General features: G+C 70.7%; 15 protein-coding genes. 9 read left to right on the top strand and 6 right to left on the bottom strand.

Features of this window, described 5'->3' with window-relative positions; genetic code table 11:
• Positions 1 to 8: 8 nt before the first annotated feature.
• The 5 genes from HNV26_RS01245 to HNV26_RS01225 are packed head-to-tail and all read right to left on the bottom strand — an operon-like array spanning position 9 to position 7,149.
• Positions 9 to 1,151, bottom strand: coding sequence for a glycosyltransferase family 4 protein (locus tag HNV26_RS01245; protein WP_171439408.1), 1,143 nt, complete (start codon positions 1,149 to 1,151; stop codon positions 9 to 11).
• Positions 1,120 to 2,580: an O-antigen ligase family protein gene (locus HNV26_RS01240; RefSeq protein ID WP_171439407.1), complete on the bottom strand. Its 1,461-nt coding sequence runs from the start codon at positions 2,578 to 2,580 to the stop codon at positions 1,120 to 1,122. Before HNV26_RS01240 ends, HNV26_RS01245 begins: the two co-directional genes overlap by 32 nt.
• A complete protein-coding gene (locus HNV26_RS01235) occupies positions 2,577 to 3,713 on the bottom strand; it encodes a glycosyltransferase family 4 protein (protein WP_171439406.1) in 1,137 nt (378 codons plus the stop codon). The genes HNV26_RS01240 and HNV26_RS01235 overlap by 4 nt, the downstream gene beginning before the upstream one ends.
• Positions 3,710 to 4,960, bottom strand: coding sequence for a glycosyltransferase (locus HNV26_RS01230; protein WP_171439405.1), 1,251 nt, complete (start codon positions 4,958 to 4,960; stop codon positions 3,710 to 3,712). The genes HNV26_RS01235 and HNV26_RS01230 overlap by 4 nt, the downstream gene beginning before the upstream one ends.
• Positions 4,957 to 7,149 (bottom strand): GumC family protein, encoded by a 2,193-nt coding sequence (locus HNV26_RS01225; protein WP_171439404.1) that lies wholly within the window; start codon positions 7,147 to 7,149, stop codon positions 4,957 to 4,959. The genes HNV26_RS01230 and HNV26_RS01225 overlap by 4 nt, the downstream gene beginning before the upstream one ends.
• A gap of 204 nt (positions 7,150 to 7,353) precedes the next feature.
• Between HNV26_RS01225 and HNV26_RS01220 the strand changes: the two genes are divergently transcribed.
• The 9 genes from HNV26_RS01220 to HNV26_RS01180 all read left to right on the top strand — a co-directional run bounded on the left by HNV26_RS01220 (position 7,354) and on the right by HNV26_RS01180 (position 19,101).
• A complete protein-coding gene (locus HNV26_RS01220; RefSeq protein ID WP_171439403.1) occupies positions 7,354 to 8,700 on the top strand; it encodes a methyltransferase domain-containing protein in 1,347 nt (448 codons plus the stop codon).
• Positions 8,701 to 8,790: 90 nt separating this feature from the next.
• Positions 8,791 to 10,485 (top strand): glycosyltransferase family protein, encoded by a 1,695-nt coding sequence (locus HNV26_RS01215; RefSeq protein ID WP_171439402.1) that lies wholly within the window; start codon positions 8,791 to 8,793, stop codon positions 10,483 to 10,485.
• Between the two features lie 264 nt (positions 10,486 to 10,749).
• Complete coding sequence (locus HNV26_RS01210) at positions 10,750 to 11,469, top strand: hypothetical protein (RefSeq protein ID WP_171439401.1); 720 nt, start codon at positions 10,750 to 10,752, stop codon at positions 11,467 to 11,469.
• A gap of 75 nt (positions 11,470 to 11,544) precedes the next feature.
• On the top strand, positions 11,545 to 15,915 hold the full coding sequence (locus HNV26_RS01205) for a pilus assembly protein (protein WP_171439400.1): 4,371 nt from the start codon (positions 11,545 to 11,547) through the stop codon (positions 15,913 to 15,915).
• Positions 15,912 to 16,448 (top strand): type IV pilus modification PilV family protein, encoded by a 537-nt coding sequence (locus tag HNV26_RS01200; RefSeq protein WP_171439399.1) that lies wholly within the window; start codon positions 15,912 to 15,914, stop codon positions 16,446 to 16,448. Before HNV26_RS01205 ends, HNV26_RS01200 begins: the two co-directional genes overlap by 4 nt.
• On the top strand, positions 16,445 to 17,650 hold the full coding sequence (locus HNV26_RS01195) for a PilW family protein (protein WP_171439398.1): 1,206 nt from the start codon (positions 16,445 to 16,447) through the stop codon (positions 17,648 to 17,650). Before HNV26_RS01200 ends, HNV26_RS01195 begins: the two co-directional genes overlap by 4 nt.
• 1 nt (position 17,651) lies before the next feature.
• Positions 17,652 to 18,296: a pilus assembly FimT family protein gene (locus HNV26_RS01190; protein ID WP_171439397.1), complete on the top strand. Its 645-nt coding sequence runs from the start codon at positions 17,652 to 17,654 to the stop codon at positions 18,294 to 18,296.
• A 105-nt stretch (positions 18,297 to 18,401) separates the two neighbouring features.
• Complete coding sequence (locus HNV26_RS01185) at positions 18,402 to 18,731, top strand: c-type cytochrome (protein WP_171439396.1); 330 nt, start codon at positions 18,402 to 18,404, stop codon at positions 18,729 to 18,731.
• A gap of 52 nt (positions 18,732 to 18,783) precedes the next feature.
• The gene (locus HNV26_RS01180; protein WP_090485148.1) at positions 18,784 to 19,101 is read left to right on the top strand and encodes a hypothetical protein; all 318 of its coding nucleotides are present in this window, start codon (positions 18,784 to 18,786) and stop codon (positions 19,099 to 19,101) included.
• A 21-nt stretch (positions 19,102 to 19,122) separates the two neighbouring features.
• Here the strand turns inward: HNV26_RS01180 and HNV26_RS01175 are convergent, their stop codons facing one another.
• Positions 19,123 to 20,562, bottom strand: coding sequence for a sensor histidine kinase (locus HNV26_RS01175; protein WP_171439395.1), 1,440 nt, complete (start codon positions 20,560 to 20,562; stop codon positions 19,123 to 19,125).
• Positions 20,563 to 20,702: the final 140 nt, after the last annotated feature.

The following is a 20,702-nucleotide window of genomic DNA, read 5'->3' as shown; positions in this document are numbered from 1 at the left end:
CAGGCGCCTCAGCCCTCGCGCTCCACCGTGTCCACGATGGCCTCCGCCATGGAGTCCCAGGTCTGCGCCCGGAGCGTCTCCGACAGCGCGGCCACATGAGGCGCCCAGGCCGCGGCGTGCTGGCGCCAATCCTCCAGGCGCCGCACCAACGCGGCCACGTCATCCGGCGCGTCCAGCAGCAGGCCCGACAGCGCCTCCGGGTAGCGCTCCGCCACGCCCGCCGAGCGGCTCACCAACGCAGGCAGCCCGGCACATAGCGCCTCGTGGACGTTCAGCCCATATGCGTCATACCGCGTGGGAGACACCAGCACGTCCGCCGCCGACAGCAAGCGCGCCACGTCGTCACGGAAGCCGAGGAACTGGATGCGCTCACCCAGTCCTCTGTCCGCGGCTTCGCGCTCCCACGCGTCCCGCTGCGCGCCCGAGCCCACGACCTTGAGGTCCACGCCCCAATCCGCACGCGCGCACAGCCGCAGCCACGCCTGGAAGAGGGTGTCGAAGCCCTTGCGGCGGTCGCCCAACGCGCCCACGAAGAGCGCCACGGGCCGGGCCTCCGGCCACCCCAGGGATGCGCGGACCTCACGCCGCGCCTCGGCGGTTACCGGGCGGAAGCGCTCCGCATCCCCACCGAGATAGATGACGCGCACCCGGGATGCGGGAACGCCCGTGGCCGCCACCACATCCTCCCGCGTGCGCTCCGAGTTGGCGATGATGACGCGCGCGCGCCGCAGGGCCTGCCGCTCCGAACGCACGTAGTACCGGTGGCTCACGTGGCCCTTGAGCTGGCGCAGCACGCCGCCGCTGGGCTCGGAGGCATAGGCGCCGTGGACGTAGTGGACCCAGTTGGCGGACGCCACCGGGCAGTTGCCCCCGTTGGCCACCACGCGGCCTCCCTCGGCGCGGGTGCGCAGCGCCCAGGCCCGGCCCACCGCGCTCAGCAGCGGTTCGCCCAGCAGGTACGCATTGGCGGGCTTGGGCACTCGCACGAAGCGCACATTGGGATGACGCAGGAGGACCTCCGCCACGCGGTGGGCCACCAACCGGACGGGGTGCCCCTGCTTCGCCAGCCAGAGCGCCAGCGCCAGGTTGGCCCGGTCCATGCCTCCGGTGTCCACGAAGTCACCGGCGATGAGGGTGTACGGTCTTCGCATGGGCCAGGGCGCCGAAGAGCGCCGCGTTGAGCAACCAGAACTCCATGCCCGTCTGGCTCATGAAGAACGGATAGCTGAAGGTGAGCGCGAAGGCGCCCAGGTTGTACGCGAAGAGGACGCTGCCCCACAGCCAGAACTCGTCCTCCGGACCGTCACGGCTGCGCGCGACCTGGAAGGCCCACAGCAACGACATCAGCACGCCCAGCGGGTAGAACAACACGCCCAGGATGCCGCCGTCGTAGACCCAGGCGGTCCACTGGATCTCCGCCCACAACGGCGGGCGCTCGCGGTCGCTGTTGTCGCCAAAGTAGGCATTCGTCATGCCGTAGCGGCCCAGGCCCGCGCCCAGCGGATACTCAGGCAGCACGTCCGCGAAGGTCCCCGTCAGGAAGTAGCCGCGGTTGTTGTGGTACACCTCGTCGGGGCTGGCCGCGAAGAGCGTGGACCAGCGACTCAGCACCGCGTCGCCGCCCACCGCCACGGCCCAACCGAAGGTGGCCACACCCGCGGTGCCCATCACCGCCAGCAGGGCCAGGAACCGTCCCACGCGGCCACTCACCAGGAGCACCGCCGCCAGGGCCACCAGACACACCACCAGCATGACGGCGGTGGCGCGCACCTGCGACAGGTAGATGCCGAAGAGCCCCACCAGGATGCCGCCCACGCTCAACACGCGCGTCAGCCCGCGACGGGATGACAGCAGGAAGCCGCCCCCCAGCAGCACCGCGTAGAAGCCGCCAGTGGACGCGCCGCCCGGAATGTCCGTCAGGCCCATGGGACGGAACACGCGCACGCCGTCCGAGGTCTCGAACTGGAGGCTGCTCACATAACCTTCGCCCTGGCCCTGCACCGCGGCGGACAGCGCGGGCTGGAAACGGCCGGGGAAGTAGACCTGCAGCACGCCCACGCCCGCGCTGGCCGCGTTGAAGAAGAAGAGCAGCGCGAGCGTGCGACGGAACGTCTTCGGGTCGATGGCCAGCCGGGTCACCCACAGCAGTGGCGCGGCGATGGCGAGCTGGATGCCCAACTGCGCCAGCGCCGCCAGCGGGGCACCAGTGCCAGGGTTGAAGAGCTGGAGCGCGGTGATGCCCAGCGCGGCCAGGATGAAGGGAAGCGCCGGGTGCTTCAGACTCCGTCCCCGCACCAGCGCCAGCAGCACCAGACTGACGCCGAAGGCCAGCACGCGCACCGCCACGCGGAGCGGCGCGATGGCCTCCACCAGCAGCGCGAGCTGGCAGCAGATGAGCAGACCGACGAAGAGCGGCACCAGGCGGCTCGACGCCAGCAGGCCGCCGCCCATGCGCGCACCTCGCGCGACGGGCGCGGTGGGCGAGCCCCCCTCCGAGACCGCCTCCAGCGCGGCCCCCGGTGCGCGGCGCACGTACCGGCGCTTCAGCACGCCGGGGCCCTGAAGCTGGGGCGCCCTCACACCGGCACCTCCTGCCTGGACAGCGCGCGCAGCGCCTCCTCCATGCCGCGAAGGAAGCCTCCCGCATCACTCAGCGCCGCGGCACGCGCGGGCCCCGCCGCGCCCAACCGGACGCGCGTCTGGGGGTCCTCGATGAGCCGCCCCAGGGCCAGGGCCAGTGACTCCGGCTCCGGGCGGACGAACACCCCGCAGGAGGCATCCACGATTTCCAGCGCGCCCCCCATCGGCGTGGTCACCACGGGCAGGCCCGCCTGGAGCGCCTCCACGAAGACCAGACCAAACGCGTCCGGCCTCGAGTTGGGTTGGCAGTGGATGTCCGCGGCGCGCAGCAGCCGCGACACGTCCGAGCGCTGCCCCAGGAGTCGCAGCCGCCCTTCGATCCCCAGGTGCTTCGCCTGCGCCCGCAGCCCCTCCAGATAGGCTTCCTCGTCCGGACGCTGAGCGCTGCCAGCGAACCAGACGCGCCAGCCCGGCACCGCTCGCAACCGGCCCAGCGCCTCCAGCAACAAGCGCTGCCCCTTCCCCTCCTGCATCCGGCTGGCGTGGAAGATGACGACGTCCCCTTCGGAGGCCCCCAGTTCCGAGCGCACGCGCGCGCGCTCGGACGCCCCCAGCGCCGGCGGTGGCATGGGCAGCGGACAGTGCGTCACGCGCCAAGGCACCTGGGGATAGACGGACACCAGCGTGCCCGCGGCGAAGCGGCTGTTGGTCAGCACCAGGTCGGGCGGCGTGACGCGCGCCCACCGCTCCAGCCAGTGCTGGCCCGTCAGTGCGTCGTGCTGGAAGAAGGCCAGGGGAACACCAGCGGTGCGCACCACGGGCCCGAACAGGGCCTGAGGCCAGATGGCGTGGCAGATGACGACGTCGTAGCGCCCGCCGCGCAGCAGCTCGCGCAGGACGCTCCGCGCGCGCCACACGGACCAGGGCCGGCCTGTCTTCGCGGGCCCCAGCACACGCACCTCCACGCCCGCGTCGCGCAGCTCCCGAGCCAACCGGCCCTCGAAGCAGAGCGCGAAGGCGTGTGACAGCGACGGACGAAGGTCCCGCTCGCGCGCCATCGTGTGTAGCAGCGTCTCGATGCCACCGTAGAGGTTGCCGCTGGAGATGTGCAGCACGCGCAGGGGATGGCTCATACGCTCCCCGTCAAGCGCAGCAGCGCCACGTCGGGCGCCATCACCGGCGCGGGCCGGCCCAGCGCCTCCGAGTACAGGGACAGGCTGCGCCAGGCCATGACGTCATGCCGGAACTCCGCCACGGCCCGCTCCCGGGCCTCGCGCCCCAGCCGCTGCGCCAACCCGGGCTCCTCCAGGAGTCGCCGCGCCGCCGCCGCCAGGGCCTCCGCGTCGCCGACCGGCACCGTCAGCCCCGTCTGCTCATGCAGGCTCACCCACGCGACGCCCGAGTGCGGAATCGCCGTGTTCAGCACGGGCAGCCCGCTGGCCATGGCCTCCACCTGAGACAACCCATACGCCTCGCTGCGGGCATTGCCACAGAACCAGAGCGCGGTGGCCGCGTGCAGCGCGCCGACCAGCGAATCCGGAGGCAGATAGCCCGCCCACGTCACCCGGTCCGCGACGCCCAGCGCGCGCGCCCGGCGTCGAGCCTCCGCCTCCAGCGGCCCCTGCCCCACCACCACCAGCCGCCCCGGCACCCGGCGCAGGGCCTCCAGCGCGGTGAACAGGCCCTTGTAGTAGACGAGCCGCCCCACCATGAGCCACAGCGGCGCGCCCGCGGCCTGCGCCCGCCAGTGGGCCTCCGCCTCACGCGCGGCGGCGCAGGGATGGAGGTACGGCGCCAGGTCGAGCCCCAACGGCAGCGCCCGCACCTTGTCGCGAAAGGCGCGCAGCAGCGGTGAGCCCGAGACATAGGCCTCGCTGGTGGCCAGCACGCGCCGGGCCCGCGCGTAGAGCAGCGCCTCGAAGGGCTTGAAGAGCGCGCCCGCCACCCTCTGCCGGATGACGTCACTGTGGTGGGTGATGAAGACGGGAGGCAGCCGGCGCGCCACGTCCAGCGCCAGCACCCAGGTCGGGTTGGGCGTGTGCAGGTGCACGATGTCCACGCCCCGCGACAACGCGCGTCCCAGCATGCGCGGCAGGTCCGGCATCGCGTCCATGCGCGCGACGGAGGCCAGCCGGCCCAGGCGCGTCACGCGCACCGGTCCGTCCCACGCCTCACACGTGGGGCTGCGGCCCTGGAACTCGTGGCTGGTGCCCGCGCCGTCCGCGGCATGGTTGGCGCACAGCACCTCCACCTGCGCGCCGAGCGCCGCCTGGGCGCGCGCCAGCGTCTGCACGTGGGCTTCCATGCCCCCCGACGCGGGAGGATAGAACTTGCCCAGGTGCAGCACCCGCAAGCCCGCGCCCGCTGATGGCGCGTTCACGACTGCGCCACCCCATCCTTGGAGTCTTCCGCGTACTGCCCGTAGCCCTGGTAGCCCAGATACGAGTCACCGTAGCGCGGCGCCGACAGGTCCACGTCGTTGAGGATGGCGCCGTACATGCGCGCCTGCACGTCCGCCAGCGAGCGCAGCGCACGCCGCGCCGACTCGCGGTTCGTCTTGGCCGCCTTCAGCACCAGCACCACGCCGTCGCACTTCGTGGCCAGCACCGCCGCGTCCGCCACCGCGTTGATGGGCGGGCTGTCCAGGATGACGCGGTCGAAGCGCTCGGAGGCGGCCTTCAGCAGGTCCGTGAAGGCCTGGGTGTGCAGCAGCTCCGCCGGATTGGGCGGCAGCGGTCCGCACGGCAGCACGAAGAGGCCGGGCACCTCGGTGCTCTTCACCGCCGCGTCCAGCGTGCCCTCACCCACCACCAGCGAGGAGATGCCCAGCTCGTTGGGAACTCCGAAGGCGCGGTGCAGGCGCGGCCGGCGCATGTCCGTGTCCAGCAGCAGCACCCGGTTGCCGCTCTGGGCCATGGCCACGCCCAGGTTGATGCAGGTGGTGGACTTGCCTTCCTGCGGCCCGCTGGACGTCACCACCAGCGTCTTGAACGGGTTGTCCGGCGACATGAACAGCAGGTTGGTGCGGATGGCGCGGCAGCACTCCGCCGCTGTCGACTTGGGTTCGCGGTGGACATGCAGGTCCCGCTCGCGCGGCGCCTTGCTGCCGTCCAGCCGCGGCATCACGCCCAGGAAGGCCAGCCCCAGCCGCTCCTCCACGTCCGCCTGCGTGGCCACGCTGTTCTCCAGGAGCTCCAACAGCAGCACCACGCCCAGGCCCGCCAGCAATCCCAGCACCAGCCCCACCGCCAGGTTGCGGCGCACGTGAGGCTTCACCGGCACCAGGATGGGCCGCGCCGGGTCCAGCACGCGCACGTTGCTGGTGCGCAGCATGCCCGACAGCTCGATGTCCTTCAGGCGCCTGGCCACCAGTTCGTAGAGGCGCTGGTTGTTGTCCGAGTCGCGCTTGAGCCGGTCGAACTCGATGGCCTTCTTGTTCACCAGGAAGGCCTCCGACTTCTCCGCGTCCAGCAGGCGCACCAGGTTCTTCTCCTGCGCCACCGACTCCGCCAGCGACGTCTCCGCGCTGCGCACCACGTTGCTCAGGCTCTTGAGGAAGTCCTCGCGCACCACCGACAGCTTGCGGTTGCACTCCAGGAGCTTCGGGTGCTCGGCCAGGTAGCGCTCGCCCAGCTCCGCGCACGTCATGCGCAGCTCGGTGTAGCTGCGCCGCAGGTCCTGGATGGGGCCGTCCGAGGCGCCCGACAGCGCCTCCGCCCACGTCTCATCCTCCGGAGACGCCTTGCGCAGCCGGTGGATGGCCTCCACTCGCGCCTGCTGAGCGGCAATCTGGATGCGCACCTCGGTCAGCTTCAGGTTGAAGCTGTTGATGCGCTCACTGACGATGCTCATCCTCGACTCGAGCGACGTGGACAGCATGTCCGCGTCCTTCTTGAAGTCGTAGACGGCCAGCTCGCTCGACTTGGACTGAGACTCCAGCTCGGCCAGACGAATCTCCAACCAGTCGCGCGCGTCCTCCGTCGTCCGGAGCTTGAGGGCCAGGTTCTCCGCCATGTACGCGGCGGCCACCTCGTTGGCCAGCAGCGCGGCGCGTTTGGCGTCGAAGTCATCCACCGCGATGTTCATCACCCGCGAGTCCCTCGCGGGAATCACCCGGATGCGCGACTGGACCAGCGCCACCGCGTCCGCGCCCTGCATCGCCTGCAGGCGCGTCTTCTCGTCGGTGATGTGCGCCAGGCCCAGGAAGTCCGCGTCCGTGGACAGGCCCAGCTTGTCCACCACCCGGCCCGCCACCGCGCGCGAGGTGATGATTTGACTCTGGGTGGCGTAGTACTCCTTGTTGAACCAGTAGTTGCTGCGCTCCTCGCCCATCACCTCCTTCACTTCCCCATCCAGGAAGCGAGGCGCCATCACGTCGATGATGAGCGAGGCACTGGCCGAGTACACCTTGGGCTGGCGCAACGTGTGGGCGGCCGTGAGCGCCGCCACCACCACCGCCACGCCAAGGACGACCCACTTGCGGCGCCACACCGCGCGCACATACTGCATGAGGCCCGCGGGCGTCAGGCCACCAGCGCCGCCGGCCGGGTCGAAACCGGTTCCATCCACGTCACGTCTCCCTGCCGTCTCCAGAGCGACTCCACGGCCCGCGGCACTCCGCCGACCTACACCCACACGCTTGGGGACCGCGACGAGCGTGCCGTGTCCCCGCGGGGTTGTCCATTGTTCCGCGGTCGGCTGGATGCCCTCCATCCACGCTTCTTCGCGGGCACTGACGCGCATGGCCGAGCCGCCTGTGCTAGTCAGCCCGGCGTGACGCCACCGCTTTCCTTCGTCCTCCCCTTCTCGCCCGACACCGCGGCTGCCGCTTCCCGCTTCGCCCAGGCGTTACCTCCCGGCGCGGAGGTCGTCCTCGCTGGAGAGGGCTCCGTCGACGCCGCCTCCTCGCCCAACGTGCACGTCCTCTCGGTGCCGGGTGGCAAGGGCGCGGCCATCCGCGCCGCGCTGGAGAAGGTGTCGGGCGCGGTGACGGTGCTGCAGGATCCGGACACCTCGTATTCGCAGGACGTCTATGACGCGCTGGTGCGCCCCATCCAGGCGGACACCGCGGACGCCGTCTTCGGCCTGCGCACGGCGCAGGGGCTGGCGCCGGAGCTGCTGGCGGACCGGGCCCTGGGGCACGTCACCCGCTTCGTCACCGACGTGCCGCTGACGGACCCGCTCACCGGTCTGCGCGCCTTCCGCACCGACGCGCTGCGCTCCGTCACGCTCACCAGCGACGACGACGCGGTGGACGCGGAGCTGGTGGTGAAGCTGGCCGCGCAGTTGTTCCGCCTCACCGAGGTGACGCTGCCCCCTGGCGCGGTGCCTCGCCGGACGCCCGCGGCGCACCTGTCCCGGCTCAAGACGCTGGTCCGCTACGCCACGGTGCGCGACGACGCGGACAACCAGCACGAGGGCTACACCACGCTGGAGCGCATGGACGGCGCCGTCCACTACAACCAGTGGCTGGGCCGCCGCTTCCGCGAGCACCTGGGCCGCCGGGTGTTGGAGATTGGCGCCGGCATCGGCACGATTACCCGCGAGCTGGAGTCGGGCCTGGAGCTGCTCATCGCGCTGGAGGTGGACCGCTTCTACGTGGACCGCCTGAAGAACCTCTTCCGCGGCAAGCCGCACATCCGGCCGTACCTGTCCGACGTGGCCCTGGCGGACTGGGAGTCGCTCAAGACGGAGCGGCTGGACACCATCGTCCTCTCCAACGTGCTGGAGCACATCCCGGATGACGCGTCCGCCGTCCGGCGCTTCAAGCAGATTCTGGCGCCCGGGGGCCGGGTGGTCATCCTGGTGCCCGCGCTCCAGCAGCTCTTCGGCGCCATCGACGAGGCCGTGGGCCACTACCGCCGCTACACGCCGTCCACGCTGCGCGCGGTGCTGGAGGAGAACGGCTTCCAGGTGGAGACCCTGGAGTGGATGAACCTGGCCGGCCTGCCGGGATGGTTCGTCAACAGCCGCCTGCTGCGCCGCCGCTCGGTGCCCAAGCTCCAGCTCAAGCTCTACGACACGCTGGCGCCCCTGATTGCGCGGGCGGAGTCGCACGTGAAGCTGCCGGTGGGCATGAGCCTCTTCGCCGTGGCCCGCGCCACCGGGGGCGACGCGTGAGGCACCGCCGCCACGCGTGACACCCCGGCCGTCCATTGAATCGCAGCCGCCTTCCGAGGCGGCCTCGCCCGAGAGCAGGGCCCCGCCGCCATGAACTCCACGCCCTTGCCCGCCGACGCGCCCCTGGAGCCCACCACGGCCCCCACTCCCGAGCGCCAGTCCCTGCCGTCCCGAGGCGCGCCGCGCGCCGTATGGGCCGCCCTGGCGGCGCTGTACGTGTTGCTGTTCCCGTACCACCCGGGCCTGCGCTCGCCCAACGAGCTGTGCCGGCTGTGGCAGACGCGCGCGCTGGTGGAGTACGGCACCCTGCACATCAACCAGGCCCTGCACGACTACGGCAAGGTCGGTGACCTGTCCTTGAAGGACGGGAAGTACTACCCCAGCAAGGCGCCGCTGCTGTCGTTCACCGCCGTGCCCATCTACGCCGTGCTGCGCGCGGTGGGCGGCGGCCACCGGCATGCCGTGCCGGAAGTCCCCCTGGTCTTCTTCTCGCGCCTGTTGCTCACCGTGCTGCCCACGCTGGGCCTGCTATGGCTGGTGCGCCGCTACCTGCGCGCGACCCTGGAGCCGCTCGTCGCGGACGCGCTCACGGTGACGTATGGGCTGGGCTCGCTGGCCTTCAGCTACTCGCTGCTCTTCATGAGCCACCAGACGACGGCGGTGCTGCTCTTCGCCAGCTTCTACGCGCTGTGGCGCTGCGCGCGTGGCGAATGGCGCGAGCGGGGCTACGTCCTGGCGGGAGCCTTCGCGGGCGCCACCGTGGCCGCCGAGTACACCGGCGCGCTGGGCGTGCTCGGACTGGTGTTGTACGCGGTGCTCACCATCGCCTTCCAGGACGCGCCCGCGCGTGTTCGCTGGGCGCGCCTGGGCCGGGCCGCGGGGCTGGCCACGCTGGGCGCCCTGCCCTTCCTGGTGGCGCTGATGGCCTACCACCAGGTGACGTTCGGCCACCCGCTGACGAGCGGCTACAAGTACCTCAACGACGCGGGCTACCAGCCCTGGCACCTGGGCGGCTTCCTGGGCATCCGCACGCCGGACCCGCGCGCCTTCGCCCTGTCCTTCTTCTCCCCGCTGCGGGGCCTGTTCACCCTGGCGCCCTTCCTCCTGCTGGCGCTGCCGGGACTGGTGCTCGTGTGGCGCCGCCGGAGCCAGTCGCCGGAGGCCCGTGCGCTGGCGTGGCTGAGCCTGGCCCTGCTCCTGGGCTACACGTACTTCACCTCGTCGTTCTCCTACGACTCGTGGGGCTGGACGACGGGGCCGCGCCACCTCACCGGCCTGGTGCCCTTCCTCCTGCTGCCCGCCGGCCTCCTCCTGGAGCGCCTGCGCGCGGCCGGCCAGGGCGCGTGGGCCCTGGGCGTGGCCGCGCTCCTGTGCGCGGTGTCCATCGTCGCCACCGGCGTGGCCACCTTCATCAACTACATCCCCGATGACGTCTCCAACGCCGTGGGCGCCCTGGCGCTGCCGCTACTGCGCGCGGGCTACTTCCCGCCCGGCGTGCTGACCTTCCTGGGGCTGCCGGCGGGACTGACGGGCGGGGTGCTGGCGGGGCTGCTGCTGGGCACCGCCGCCTGGGTCTTCGTCAGCCTGGCGCGGAAGCCCGGCCAGACGTGGCCCGCGGCGCCCGCGCTGGGGGCAGCCCTGGCGGTGCTGCTGCTGGTGGGCACGGCGCATGTCTTCACCAGCCGGCATGACACCGCGGACCGCAACGCCGTGCGTTTCCTCAAGTCCGTCTGGTTGAACGCGCCGGAACGCGACGTGACGTTCTGGCCTCGCGGGCGCGGCTGAGACACGGCGCCCCGTGAGACTGTCACGGGGCCATCACACGTCCTGCCCTCTGGGATGAGCCTCACGGCCCGTCCCACTTTGTCGCTGACTCGCAAGTTTTGCGAGGTCCGCAATCCGTGTCGTGTGACTCCGTGTCAGGCTTTACCCAGGGCCTTGGCCAAGCGGCTGGATGCATTGACATGGCTGCACCGCGAGCGCGGGCCTGAGGATTGCTGAGACAGACACCTGCGCTTCCCTGCTGCCCTTCAGGGCAAGGAGTCCCCGGTGCGCTGTCATCCGACCCGCAAGTCCGCACACGCCTCTGGCGCGCGGAGAGGATTCACCCTGCTGCTGGCGCTGGGCCTCATCGCGCTCGTCACCGCGGGCGTGCTCGTGTCCCTCCGCGCGGTGACCACGGAGAGCACGCTCCAATCCCATGAGCGCCGCTCGCGAGAGGCCCTCTTCGCCGCCGAGGCGGGCATGGCCGAAGGGCGCGCCGTCGTCCTGGCGATGATGAACAACCCCGTCGCGGGAGGCATTGGCAGCTACAGCCAGGACGTCCTGCAGCGCCTGCAGGTCGTGGCCGAGCAGGGCCTGCCCGACGTCGCCACGGGCGGCGTGCCCTGGCGCGAACTCATTCCCCAGACGCCGTACACGCTGGCGCGTGGCACGGCCATCGACGACACCGTGCCGGGCGCCTCCGTCGAAATCAACGACGCGGCGGGCGAGCCCATCCGCGCCTACCCGGAGGCGCGCAGCGTCTCCTTCCGCGTCTTCGTCGTGGAGGACGACGACGACGCCGACCGCAACGCGGACGCCAACGGCCGCATCTGGCTGGTGTCGGTGGGCGAGGTCCAACCCCCGGGCCCGGGCCTCCCCTACCGCACCATCGTCCGCTCACTCCTGGAGCACAGCAGCACCCGGGGAGGGCTCGCGTGCAGCTACGGCACGAAGATGGGCTGCCGGGGCACCGGCACCTCCAGCAGCGGCCTTCCGACATTCTGATTCCCAAGCCTTCGACCGCAATCCGTTGCACCTGAATCGGGCGGCCCTGAAGCACCGGCCGCCAGGGGGGACATCATGCGCTGGACTCGAACCTGGATGGCCGCGGTGGCCGTGGCCGCCGCGGGAGCCGTGCTCGCCCAAAGTCCCGGCGGCGGCACGGGCAGTGGCGGCACGGATGGCGGCGCCAGCAGCCTCGCGCTGTGCATCGACACCACGGACCAGGACAAGCAACCCGACTTCAGCAGGGACGCGGGCATCCCCAGCGCCATCATCGTCACGGATGACAACCCGCCCAAGCTGCGGCTCAACACCAACCTCAACGTCCTGGACCCGGAGAAAATCATCCTGCCCTTCGAGCAGGAGCTCACCGCGCTCATCGTCGATGACCGCGCGGGCAGCGGCGCCTCCAGCACGCTGGGCTGGTTCTATTACGACGAGCTCATCGACGCCGAGTACATCGACGACAACGGCACGCGAGAGAACTCCGATGACGACCGGCTGCTGGACAAGAACAACAACGGCGTGCCCGACTTCCACGAGGACCTCTACAACCTCAACCCCGCGCGCTACATCGGCGTGGCACCCCGCTGTCCCAACCAGACGTTCATCCACCGGCGCTGGGGCGACGCGGGGACGGTGACGCTGCGAGAGCCCGACCTGCTGATGGGCCCGTGCAACGCCGGCAGCCACTACACCGCCGGGACGGGCCCTCGAAGGTGGCAAGGGCGCGCGGACTACCCCAACCGGCCCTCGACTGGCGGCGTGGTGGGCCGCGCGGTGCGCGATTTCACGGCAGACCTGCTCGTGTATGACCCGTACCACGGACGCGACAACCTGAGGCCGAGCGCTGTCACCTCCGGCATCATCGACACGTACTTCAGCGACCAGGGCTTGTTCCCACACATCCCCAACCTGCTGGAGCCCCGCCATGCCCTCAACGGGAACAGAGGCATCGGCAACCTCGTCTTCCTCTCCACGGACGACGACGAGACGTCGTGCCACGAATCGGAATCGGCGGAGTGCTTCGCGCCGCGGCAGGGCTGGACGCTCGACGCCGCCGGCCAGTTCATGCGCACCGGCACGGCCTGGGACAAATCCGGTGAGGCGGACGGCATCCCTGACTACAAGGCCAGCGCGTTCGACAGCGCGGGCCGCCTCATCACCGGCAAGAGCACGACCGCCGCCATCACCAAGGCCGAGGACCAGGTCGTCCCCATGGGACGACTCGCGGGCCGGCGTGAAATCGTCTTCTTCCTCGTCACCTACGTGGAGCAGGTGTACGGCCCGGCCACGGACTCGTGCTTCATCACCCGTCCGACGATGGATGGGCGCCAGGTGCAGTGCGACCTGTGGATGCACGGCGACATCAACGTCTTCTTCACCAAGACGCCGCTCAACATGGACCTGCACCAGGGCAGCGACCCGCTCGTGGTGAGACAGAAGAACCTCCGCACTGACTGGCTGAATCCCATGGTGTACCCCCGGCTGGAGAACGACCCGGCCTATGGCGGCGTCGTCTTCCCGTTCGACCAGACGCAGGATGTCCCCTCCGTGAACCGCCGCGCGGCGCACACGATTGTGGGCGCGCCGCGTGACAACCCCCTGGTCTGGATTCTGGGATGGGAAGACCAGAACGCGGGCGGCGACCGCACGTACAGCGACATCGTCATCCTCATCAACAAACAGAACAACGGCTCCTACCGCTCCGACGTGGTGTCGGACATCTCTCCGGACATCTCCCTGGACTTCACCATCACCGAGGTGACGTTCACCGTGGAGGACCAGCCCTACTACGCGGCGGATGGCGGCGGCGTCGCGCCCTGCTCGCTCTCCGTCAAGCTGCCGGACGGCGGCACGGGCCAGCGCAGGCCGGACATCCGCTATGAGGTGGCGCTGGACTGCAAGGTCTGCCAGGAGCCCTGCAACACCTCCAATCCCACGTACGTCCTCAACGACAATCCGAACTGGCTCCGGGTCCCCATCCCGGACAGTGACGGTGGCGTGCGCAATGAGACGGCCGTCCTGCAGGACTTCCTGGAGCAGGGCCGCGTGGGAACACAGTTGTGCTGGCGCGCGGTGCTGGAGAGCCCGGGTGAGTCCTGCCAGCCCACCATCCACAACATCAACGTCTCCTACAAAGCGCAGCGCAGCGGTGAATACGGCCGCGCGTCGCTCATCCCCATGGCCAACGCCGTCATCCACGGCGTCTATGAAACGCCCGGGCGCGCCTGGGTCGCGGACGGAGGCGTGGACCAGGTCTCCATCCGCACCTACGACCACCGTCCGGACACCATCGACCGGGGCCACATCTACCTGAAGAAGCTCTACGAGCCCGCAACGCTGGCGCCCTATGAGCCCACCCAGGAGGTCTGGGACTCCGGCAAGTGGATGCGCGACCTGATGCGCACGCTGGAGACCCGTCCCGGCGAGCCGCTCGACACGCGCAGGCTCGTCACGCTCAATCCGGTGAACCAGCAGGCCATCGACGTGAAGGACCTGATGGCGCGCACCAACACCACCAGCCCCGTCTTCCCCGACACCTACTGCACCCGCCGCAACGGCAGCGTCTACTTGTATGACCTGGACGGCCGCAACGGCTGCACCGCGGATGACCGCGTGGCGCTGCGCGACTGGCTCTACGGCTGGGAGGACCGCCAGTCCCCGGTCATCCGCAACCGGATGCGGACCTGGCCGCTGGGCGGCGTCAACCTGTCCACGGCGGCCGTCATCGGGCCGCCCAACGTGCCGGCGTGGCTGCTCGAAGGCCGCAACCTGGACGCGGAGCGCCGGAAGTTCACGGAGAACTTCAGCGCGGCCAACACGGGCCGCCCCACGGTGACGTACGTGGGCACCACGCAGGGGTACCTCCACGCGCTGGGCACGGGCTACTTCCGCACGGGGGATGACCCCTGCACGCCAGGCCGCGTGGAGTACCAAGGCTACTTCGGCCGCGCCGGCAGCTGCGCCAGTGGCCAGGACTACGGCGCGGGCAACGAGCTGTTCGCCTACCTGCCCTTCAAGATGCTGCCCTACTACGTGGAGAACTACCGCCGCGCCAACGACGCGTACTCCACCGAGCGCGCCACGATGGACGCCACGCCCTCCGTGGCGGACGTGGACCTGCGGAGCGACGACTACCGCCCGGACACCGGCCACGACCCTCGGGAGACCGACGAGGCCTGGCGCCCCCGCCCCGCCCGGAACGAGGGCGCGAAGACGGTGCTGGCCAGCGCCACGGGCCCCAAGCAGAGCATCTTCTTCGCGCTCGACGTCACCAACCCCACGGACCCGAGCTACCCCACGCCCCTGTGGGAGTTCGACATGAAGCGGGACCGCTTCACGTCAGCGGGCATTCCGTGCACCAGCACCGGCAACGGCTGCAACCCGCTGCCGGCGCTCTTCACCGGCGCCACGCCCAAGCCCGACACACGCGGTTCGCGCCATGCACCCTCTCTGGTGCGCATGGACTTCGGCCAGGCGGGCGGCAAGAAGTGGGTGTCCATGTTCGGCACGGACTATTCGCCTGAGTCCGGCACGGTGGGCACCGTCTACCTGATGGACCTCAAGACGGGCCTGCCCGCGCAGGTGACGGGCAACAGCGCGAAGGCGCGGCTGGCGGGCGTCGTCACGCTGGGCACCACCGCGGATGTGAATGAAGGCATCGGCGGAGAGCCCATCCCGCTGGACGTGAATGGCGACGGCAACGTCGACGTCATCTACGTCCCATCCACCTCGGGGAAGATCTACCGCATCAACCCCACCTACTCGAACACCGGGACGAACACGCCGCTGGGCAAGGTGCTGGCCTCCTGTGTCGTCGCGGACGCGCAGGCCGTGCCCGGCATCCGCAACCCCACCAGCCAGCGCATCTACTCCACCATCTCCGCGTCGGTGGTGCCTGACAGCGGCTCCCGCCGGGTACGGCTGTACTTCGGCACCGCCAACAACCCGGACATCGCCAACGAGCCGGACGACACCGCCAACCCGCGGCCCCGCTATCACCTGATGGCCTTCGAGGACCGCGACCCGGTGCCCGCCACGCGTCCAGGCGCCAACTGCCCCGCGCACCTCTCATGGACACGCGAGCTGGGCGAGGGCCAGGTCGTCTGGGGCGGCGTCTCCACCACCCAGGATGGCGTCTTCACCACCAGCGCCGTGGGCCGCGCCGCCAGCGCCTGCGACCTGGACAGCACCACCAGCGGCAGGGTCTACGCCTACAGCACCTCGGGCAATGCGCTCGCGGGCAACGACACCCCCATCGACGGCCACGGCACGCACGCGCCCGTGCTCTATGACAATCACCTGCTCATCGTGAAGAACGGACAGGTGCGCGCGCTGGGAAGCGGGACGTACAACAACCCCACCTCGGAGTCGCCGCGAAGCAGCTCCCGGGTCCTCATCTGGGACGTGCAGTCCGGCTCACGCGTCCAGGAGGTGGTGCCATGAACCGGCGCAGGCTCCACGCCCATCCGCGCGGCCTCAGCATCCTGGAGACCATCGCCACCGCCGCCGTGCTCATGCTCGGCATCCTGGGCATCATGCTCACGCTGGGCACCGCGTCCCGTCACAACCGCCGCAACAACAACCTGAGCCAGGCGAGCCTCATCGCCGAACAGGAACTGGAGCGCGTGGTCAACCTCCGCTGCGTGGGCGAGCCGCTGAACGACCCCTGCGTCAACATCAAGCAGCTCGACAACACGAGGCGCGACGTGTGGTGGTCCGCCAATGGCCGCATGGCGGAGGCGCCGCCCCTTCCGGGCGCGACGCCGCAAATGGCCTACACGCTGACGCTGGACGTGGACCCACCCTTCGAGGGCGCCGAGACAGGCGAGCCCGCGCTGAGCCGCGCCATCCCGCTCCCCCACGCCAGCAACCTGGCCCTGCACCAGGTCGTCAACGTCCGCGTCACCGTGAGCTGGATGGAAGAGCCCGGTGCGCCCCGCCGCGCGGTGGCCCTGCAGACCCGGATGGCGCCATGAAGCGACTTCGTTCGACGACGCCGCGCGGCTTCACGCTCATCGAGCTGATGGTGGCCGCATCGATGTCCATGGTGGTGCTCGCCGCCGCCATTGGCGTGAGCGTCCACCTCCAGCGCCGGGGCCTCCTGGAGGAGCGCCTCATGGAGACACAGAACAAGGGCCGGGCCGCGCGTGACCTGATGGCGTTCGGCGTGCAGCGGGCGGGCGCTGGCATTGGCAGCGTCTCCCTCACCGGCGGCCGGCTCCCCTCCGGCGAAGCGAACCTGTTCTACGCCGTGTGGGCCCGGCCCCGGGCCACCTTCCCGGATGACGCCTCCTTCGTCCCGCCCCCCAACGCCGCGCTGCTGTCGGATGCCCTGGAGGTCTGGGAGACGGACCCGGCGCGCATGGTGCTGCTGGAGCAGTGTCCCTTGCCGGCGACCGCGGCCTGGTTCGAGGACACGCTGTGCGTCGGAGGCCCGCCGCCCGCCTTCCTGGACAATGCGGTCATCGCCGTGGTGTTCCCGGGCACGGAGGACGAGCGGGGCTGGGCCTGCGTGGGACAGGTGACGGACCTCGAGGCGGAAGGCGTGGAGTGGACGCCCGCCATCCCAGGCCGGCCCGCGCCCGCCGACGGCAACTGCCATCCCGATGCCGTGGCGCTTCCCGAGTCGCCATGGCTCGGCACACGGGAACCGCGCGAAGGAGGCATGTACCTGCTCCCGCTCACCAGCCGCAGCTACCGGGTGAACTGGCCCGGCGGCACGCCCGTGCTGGAGATGGACGCGGATGGGCCCATAGGGCCCGCGGCCTACACCGCGGTGTCCCAGGACATCGAGCAGTTGCAGGTCCGGCTGGGCGTGAATGCCCCCAACGCGCTCCCCGGCGCCCCCGTGCGCTTCTTCCCGGACGCGGAGACCGGGCGCCCCTCGCTGGCCACCTGCACCCAGGCCACCTGCGCCGCGCACATCGCCTGGGCCTGGGACCCAGGCGTGCCCGTTCCGCCGGACCGCGGCCCGGGCAGCGCGGGTGACGAGCTGATGCGCCACATTCGCGTGGTGGAGCTGTCCATCACCGCGCGCTCGCAGCGCGCCGAGCTGACCGGGAACGAAGCGCCCGGAGCGCGAGACGACGACGGCAACCCGCGGGATGGCTACAAGCGCCGGCACAGCGTCATCCGCCTGGCGCCTCGCAACTTCGCGTTCGTGGGAACGGGGGGCTGACATGGGGCCACGCAACCGAGGCATGACGCTGCTGGAGGTGATGGTCGTGGTGGCCCTGATTGGCATCTTCGCCACCCTCTCCGTGTCCAGCTTCCAGGGCATGACGGAGCGCCAGCGACTCAGCGCCGCGCAGCGCGAGTTGGTGCTGATGATGCAAGAGGCCCGTCAGAAAGCACGCGCGACCCACCAGCCCGTGCGGCTGGGAACGCGCGTCATGGATGAGCAGGGCGTCCAGGTGACGCGCATGCGCTGGGAGGCCCTGGCATGCAGTGACGCCTGGGGCTCGGTGTGTCCCATCCCCGCGTGCGAGGAGAACGCCTGCGGCGTGGGCGGCTGCGAATGCGCGGAGCTGGGGCCGGAGCTGGTCATCCCGCCGAAGCTCGACGTGGCCCCGTTGGTGGGCCTGTGCTGGCTGAGCGACCCCGGCCCCGGCGCGCCCGTCGTGGCTCCGCCGGCGCCCGGCGGAAAGGTGTGCCAGCAGAACGACCCGCTGCCCCCGGAGGGGCGGCTCGTCCTCCGGCGCAACCGGGGGACGCTCGAAGCGCCGGACTGGAAACCGGAGCTGGTATTCCAGGCGGATGGCCTGACGGCGGCCGTACGCCCCGTGGATTGTGACAAGCACGCCTCCACGGCGGGCTGCCAGTAGGCGGCGTCCGCACCGCCGCCGTCGCGCGTGCGAACGGGCTCCTTCGGCGTATGCTCGGGGCCCGGGCCCAGGGCCCGGCGTGCCGTCCGCGAGGAGCCCCCGACGATGATGAAGCGACTGGTCCTGGTCCTGAGCCTGGGTGGAGCCACCGGCGCCCACGCGGACGCCGTGGCCGACATGTGGAAGGCGAAGTGCACCGTGTGTCACGGCGATGACGGCAAGGCGCAGACGAAGATGGGCCAGAAGGAGTCCATCGGCGACATGAGCCGGCCCGCCTGGCAGCAGTCCCGGACGGACGCCGACATCCGCAGGGTGATTGCTGACGGCGATCCGCGGAACAGCAAGATGAAGCCCTTCAAGGACAAGCTTACCCCAGCGCAGATTGACGCACTCGTGGGACACATCCGCACCATGAAGGCGCCGACGGCCCCTTGAATTTCTGTTCGAAGCCGCGCGTCATCCCCCGCAAGAGAAACGGAGCCCCCCCATGAAGAACCTCACCGTCGCCGTCGTCTTCTGCCTCTCCATGGCCAGCCTGTTCACCTCCCTGCGCGCGGACGCGCTCTCGTCGGTGCACATCGAGAAGGGGCTGTCCCCGGCGCAGTCGCTGTCCCTCCGCCCGGATGACGGGAAGGGCGGCGGTGACGACAAGGGCGACAAGGGCGGCGGTGAGGAGGACGAGGAGGAGTACCGCAAGCGCCGCTACGCCGGCCTGTCCCAGCAGGCGGCGATGGAGCTGGTGGACCCGGGCGCGCTGACGGACGTCATCCGCCTGCAGGCCGCCGTGAAGTTCGGCCAGCGCTAGCAGCAGGCCACGGGCCGGGCCTCAGGCAGTCTTGCCTGGCGGCCCGCCCAGCGGCCGGGTGACGCGAGGCAGCGTCACCGAGAAGCAGGTCCCCGTGTCCGCCGACGACGCCACGTCCAGCCAGCCTCCGTGCGCCGTGACGATTTGCGACACGATGTAGAGCCCCAACCCCAGGCCCTGGTGCTTCGGCTTCGGCTGCCCCGGCGCGGGGGACACCCCGTGGAACGGCGAGAAGAGCCGCGGGCGCAACGACTCGGGGATGGGCGGCCCACCGTTGTGGACCTCCACGCGCTGGAAGAGCGAGTCCTTCGCCGCCAGCCGCACCCGCACCGCGCTCCCCTCCGGACTGTGTTGAAGCGCGTTGCCCAGCAGGTTCGACAGCACCTGTCCCAGGCGCTCCTCGTCCCAGATGCCGCGTGACTCGCCGTCCACCTCCAGCCGGACGCAGCACTCCGGATGCGCGGGCTCCAGTTCGGAGATGATGCGCCGGCACACGTCCTCCATGCACACCTCGTGGGGACGCAGCGGGATGCCACCCGCCATGCGGGCGCGCGTGAAGTCGAGCAGCTGCTTCACCAGCCGCGCCATCCGCTCGGCGCTCCCGTCGATGCGAGCCACCACGCGCCGCACCTCCGGGGGCAGCGTGTCCCTGGCCAGGAGGGCCGCGGAGGACAGCCGCACCGCGGCCAGTGGATTGCCCAGGTCGTGGCCCAGCACGCCGATGAAGCGCTCCTGGAAGCGCGCCTCCTCCTCGCGCTCCAGCTCCTGGCGCCGCCGCGCGGTGACGTCCCGGCAGATGGCGAACAGGCCGTACACGGTGCCGTCTCCGCGGCGAAGCACGCCCTTCGTCGTGTGCCAGATGCGGTCCGTCCCCGGGCCGCCTTCCGCCCCTTCGTACGTGGCCGTGTGCCCGGAGCTCATCACCTCGCGGTCGTGCGCCAGCGTCGGCGCGGCCCGGTCCGCGCCCAGCAGCTCCGCGTCCGTGCGGCCCAGGATTTCGCGCGGGGCCCGGTGGAAGGCGCTCGCGGTGGCGGGGTTGATGAGGATGTACCGGCCCGACACGTCCTTCACGTAGATGGCGTCGGTGGCGCTCTCGATGACGGCGTGCAGCAGGTCATGGTCGCGCCGCAGGGCTTCTTCCGCGGCCATGCGCTCGGTGAGGTCCTCCAGGAAGAGCACCACGCCGTCGTCATACGGGGATACGCGCGCCAGGAGCCACACGGTGCCCATGGGCGACTGCCGGGACACCCGCGCGATTTCTGGCGCGCGGCGTGTCACCACGCGGACACACGCACTGAAGAGGCCGCCGTCCCACGCCCACGGCGCTTCCTCCAACAGCCGGTTGTGCACCAGGCTGCCTTCTTCTCCGCCGAGCCAGCGCTCCGCCTGCACGTTGGCGGAGACACACTCGAAGTCGACGATGCCGCCGACCGCGGAGCGCACGCTCCGCAAGACGACCACCGCCTCGGAAAGAGGTTCGTCCCCTTCGGTGCCCTGGCACCTGTTGATTCCACGGCCAGATGACATGTCGGCGTGGCCCCCGATGCTGCCGTTGTGAGCCACCCTAACCCCGCAACAGGGGGCGGGGCCAACCGGTCCCC

Origin of the sequence: Myxococcus xanthus, assembly GCF_013116825.1 — a bacterium.
Lineage (GTDB): Bacteria > Myxococcota > Myxococcia > Myxococcales > Myxococcaceae > Myxococcus > Myxococcus xanthus_B.
This window is presented reverse-complemented; position numbering and strand designations above follow the sequence as displayed.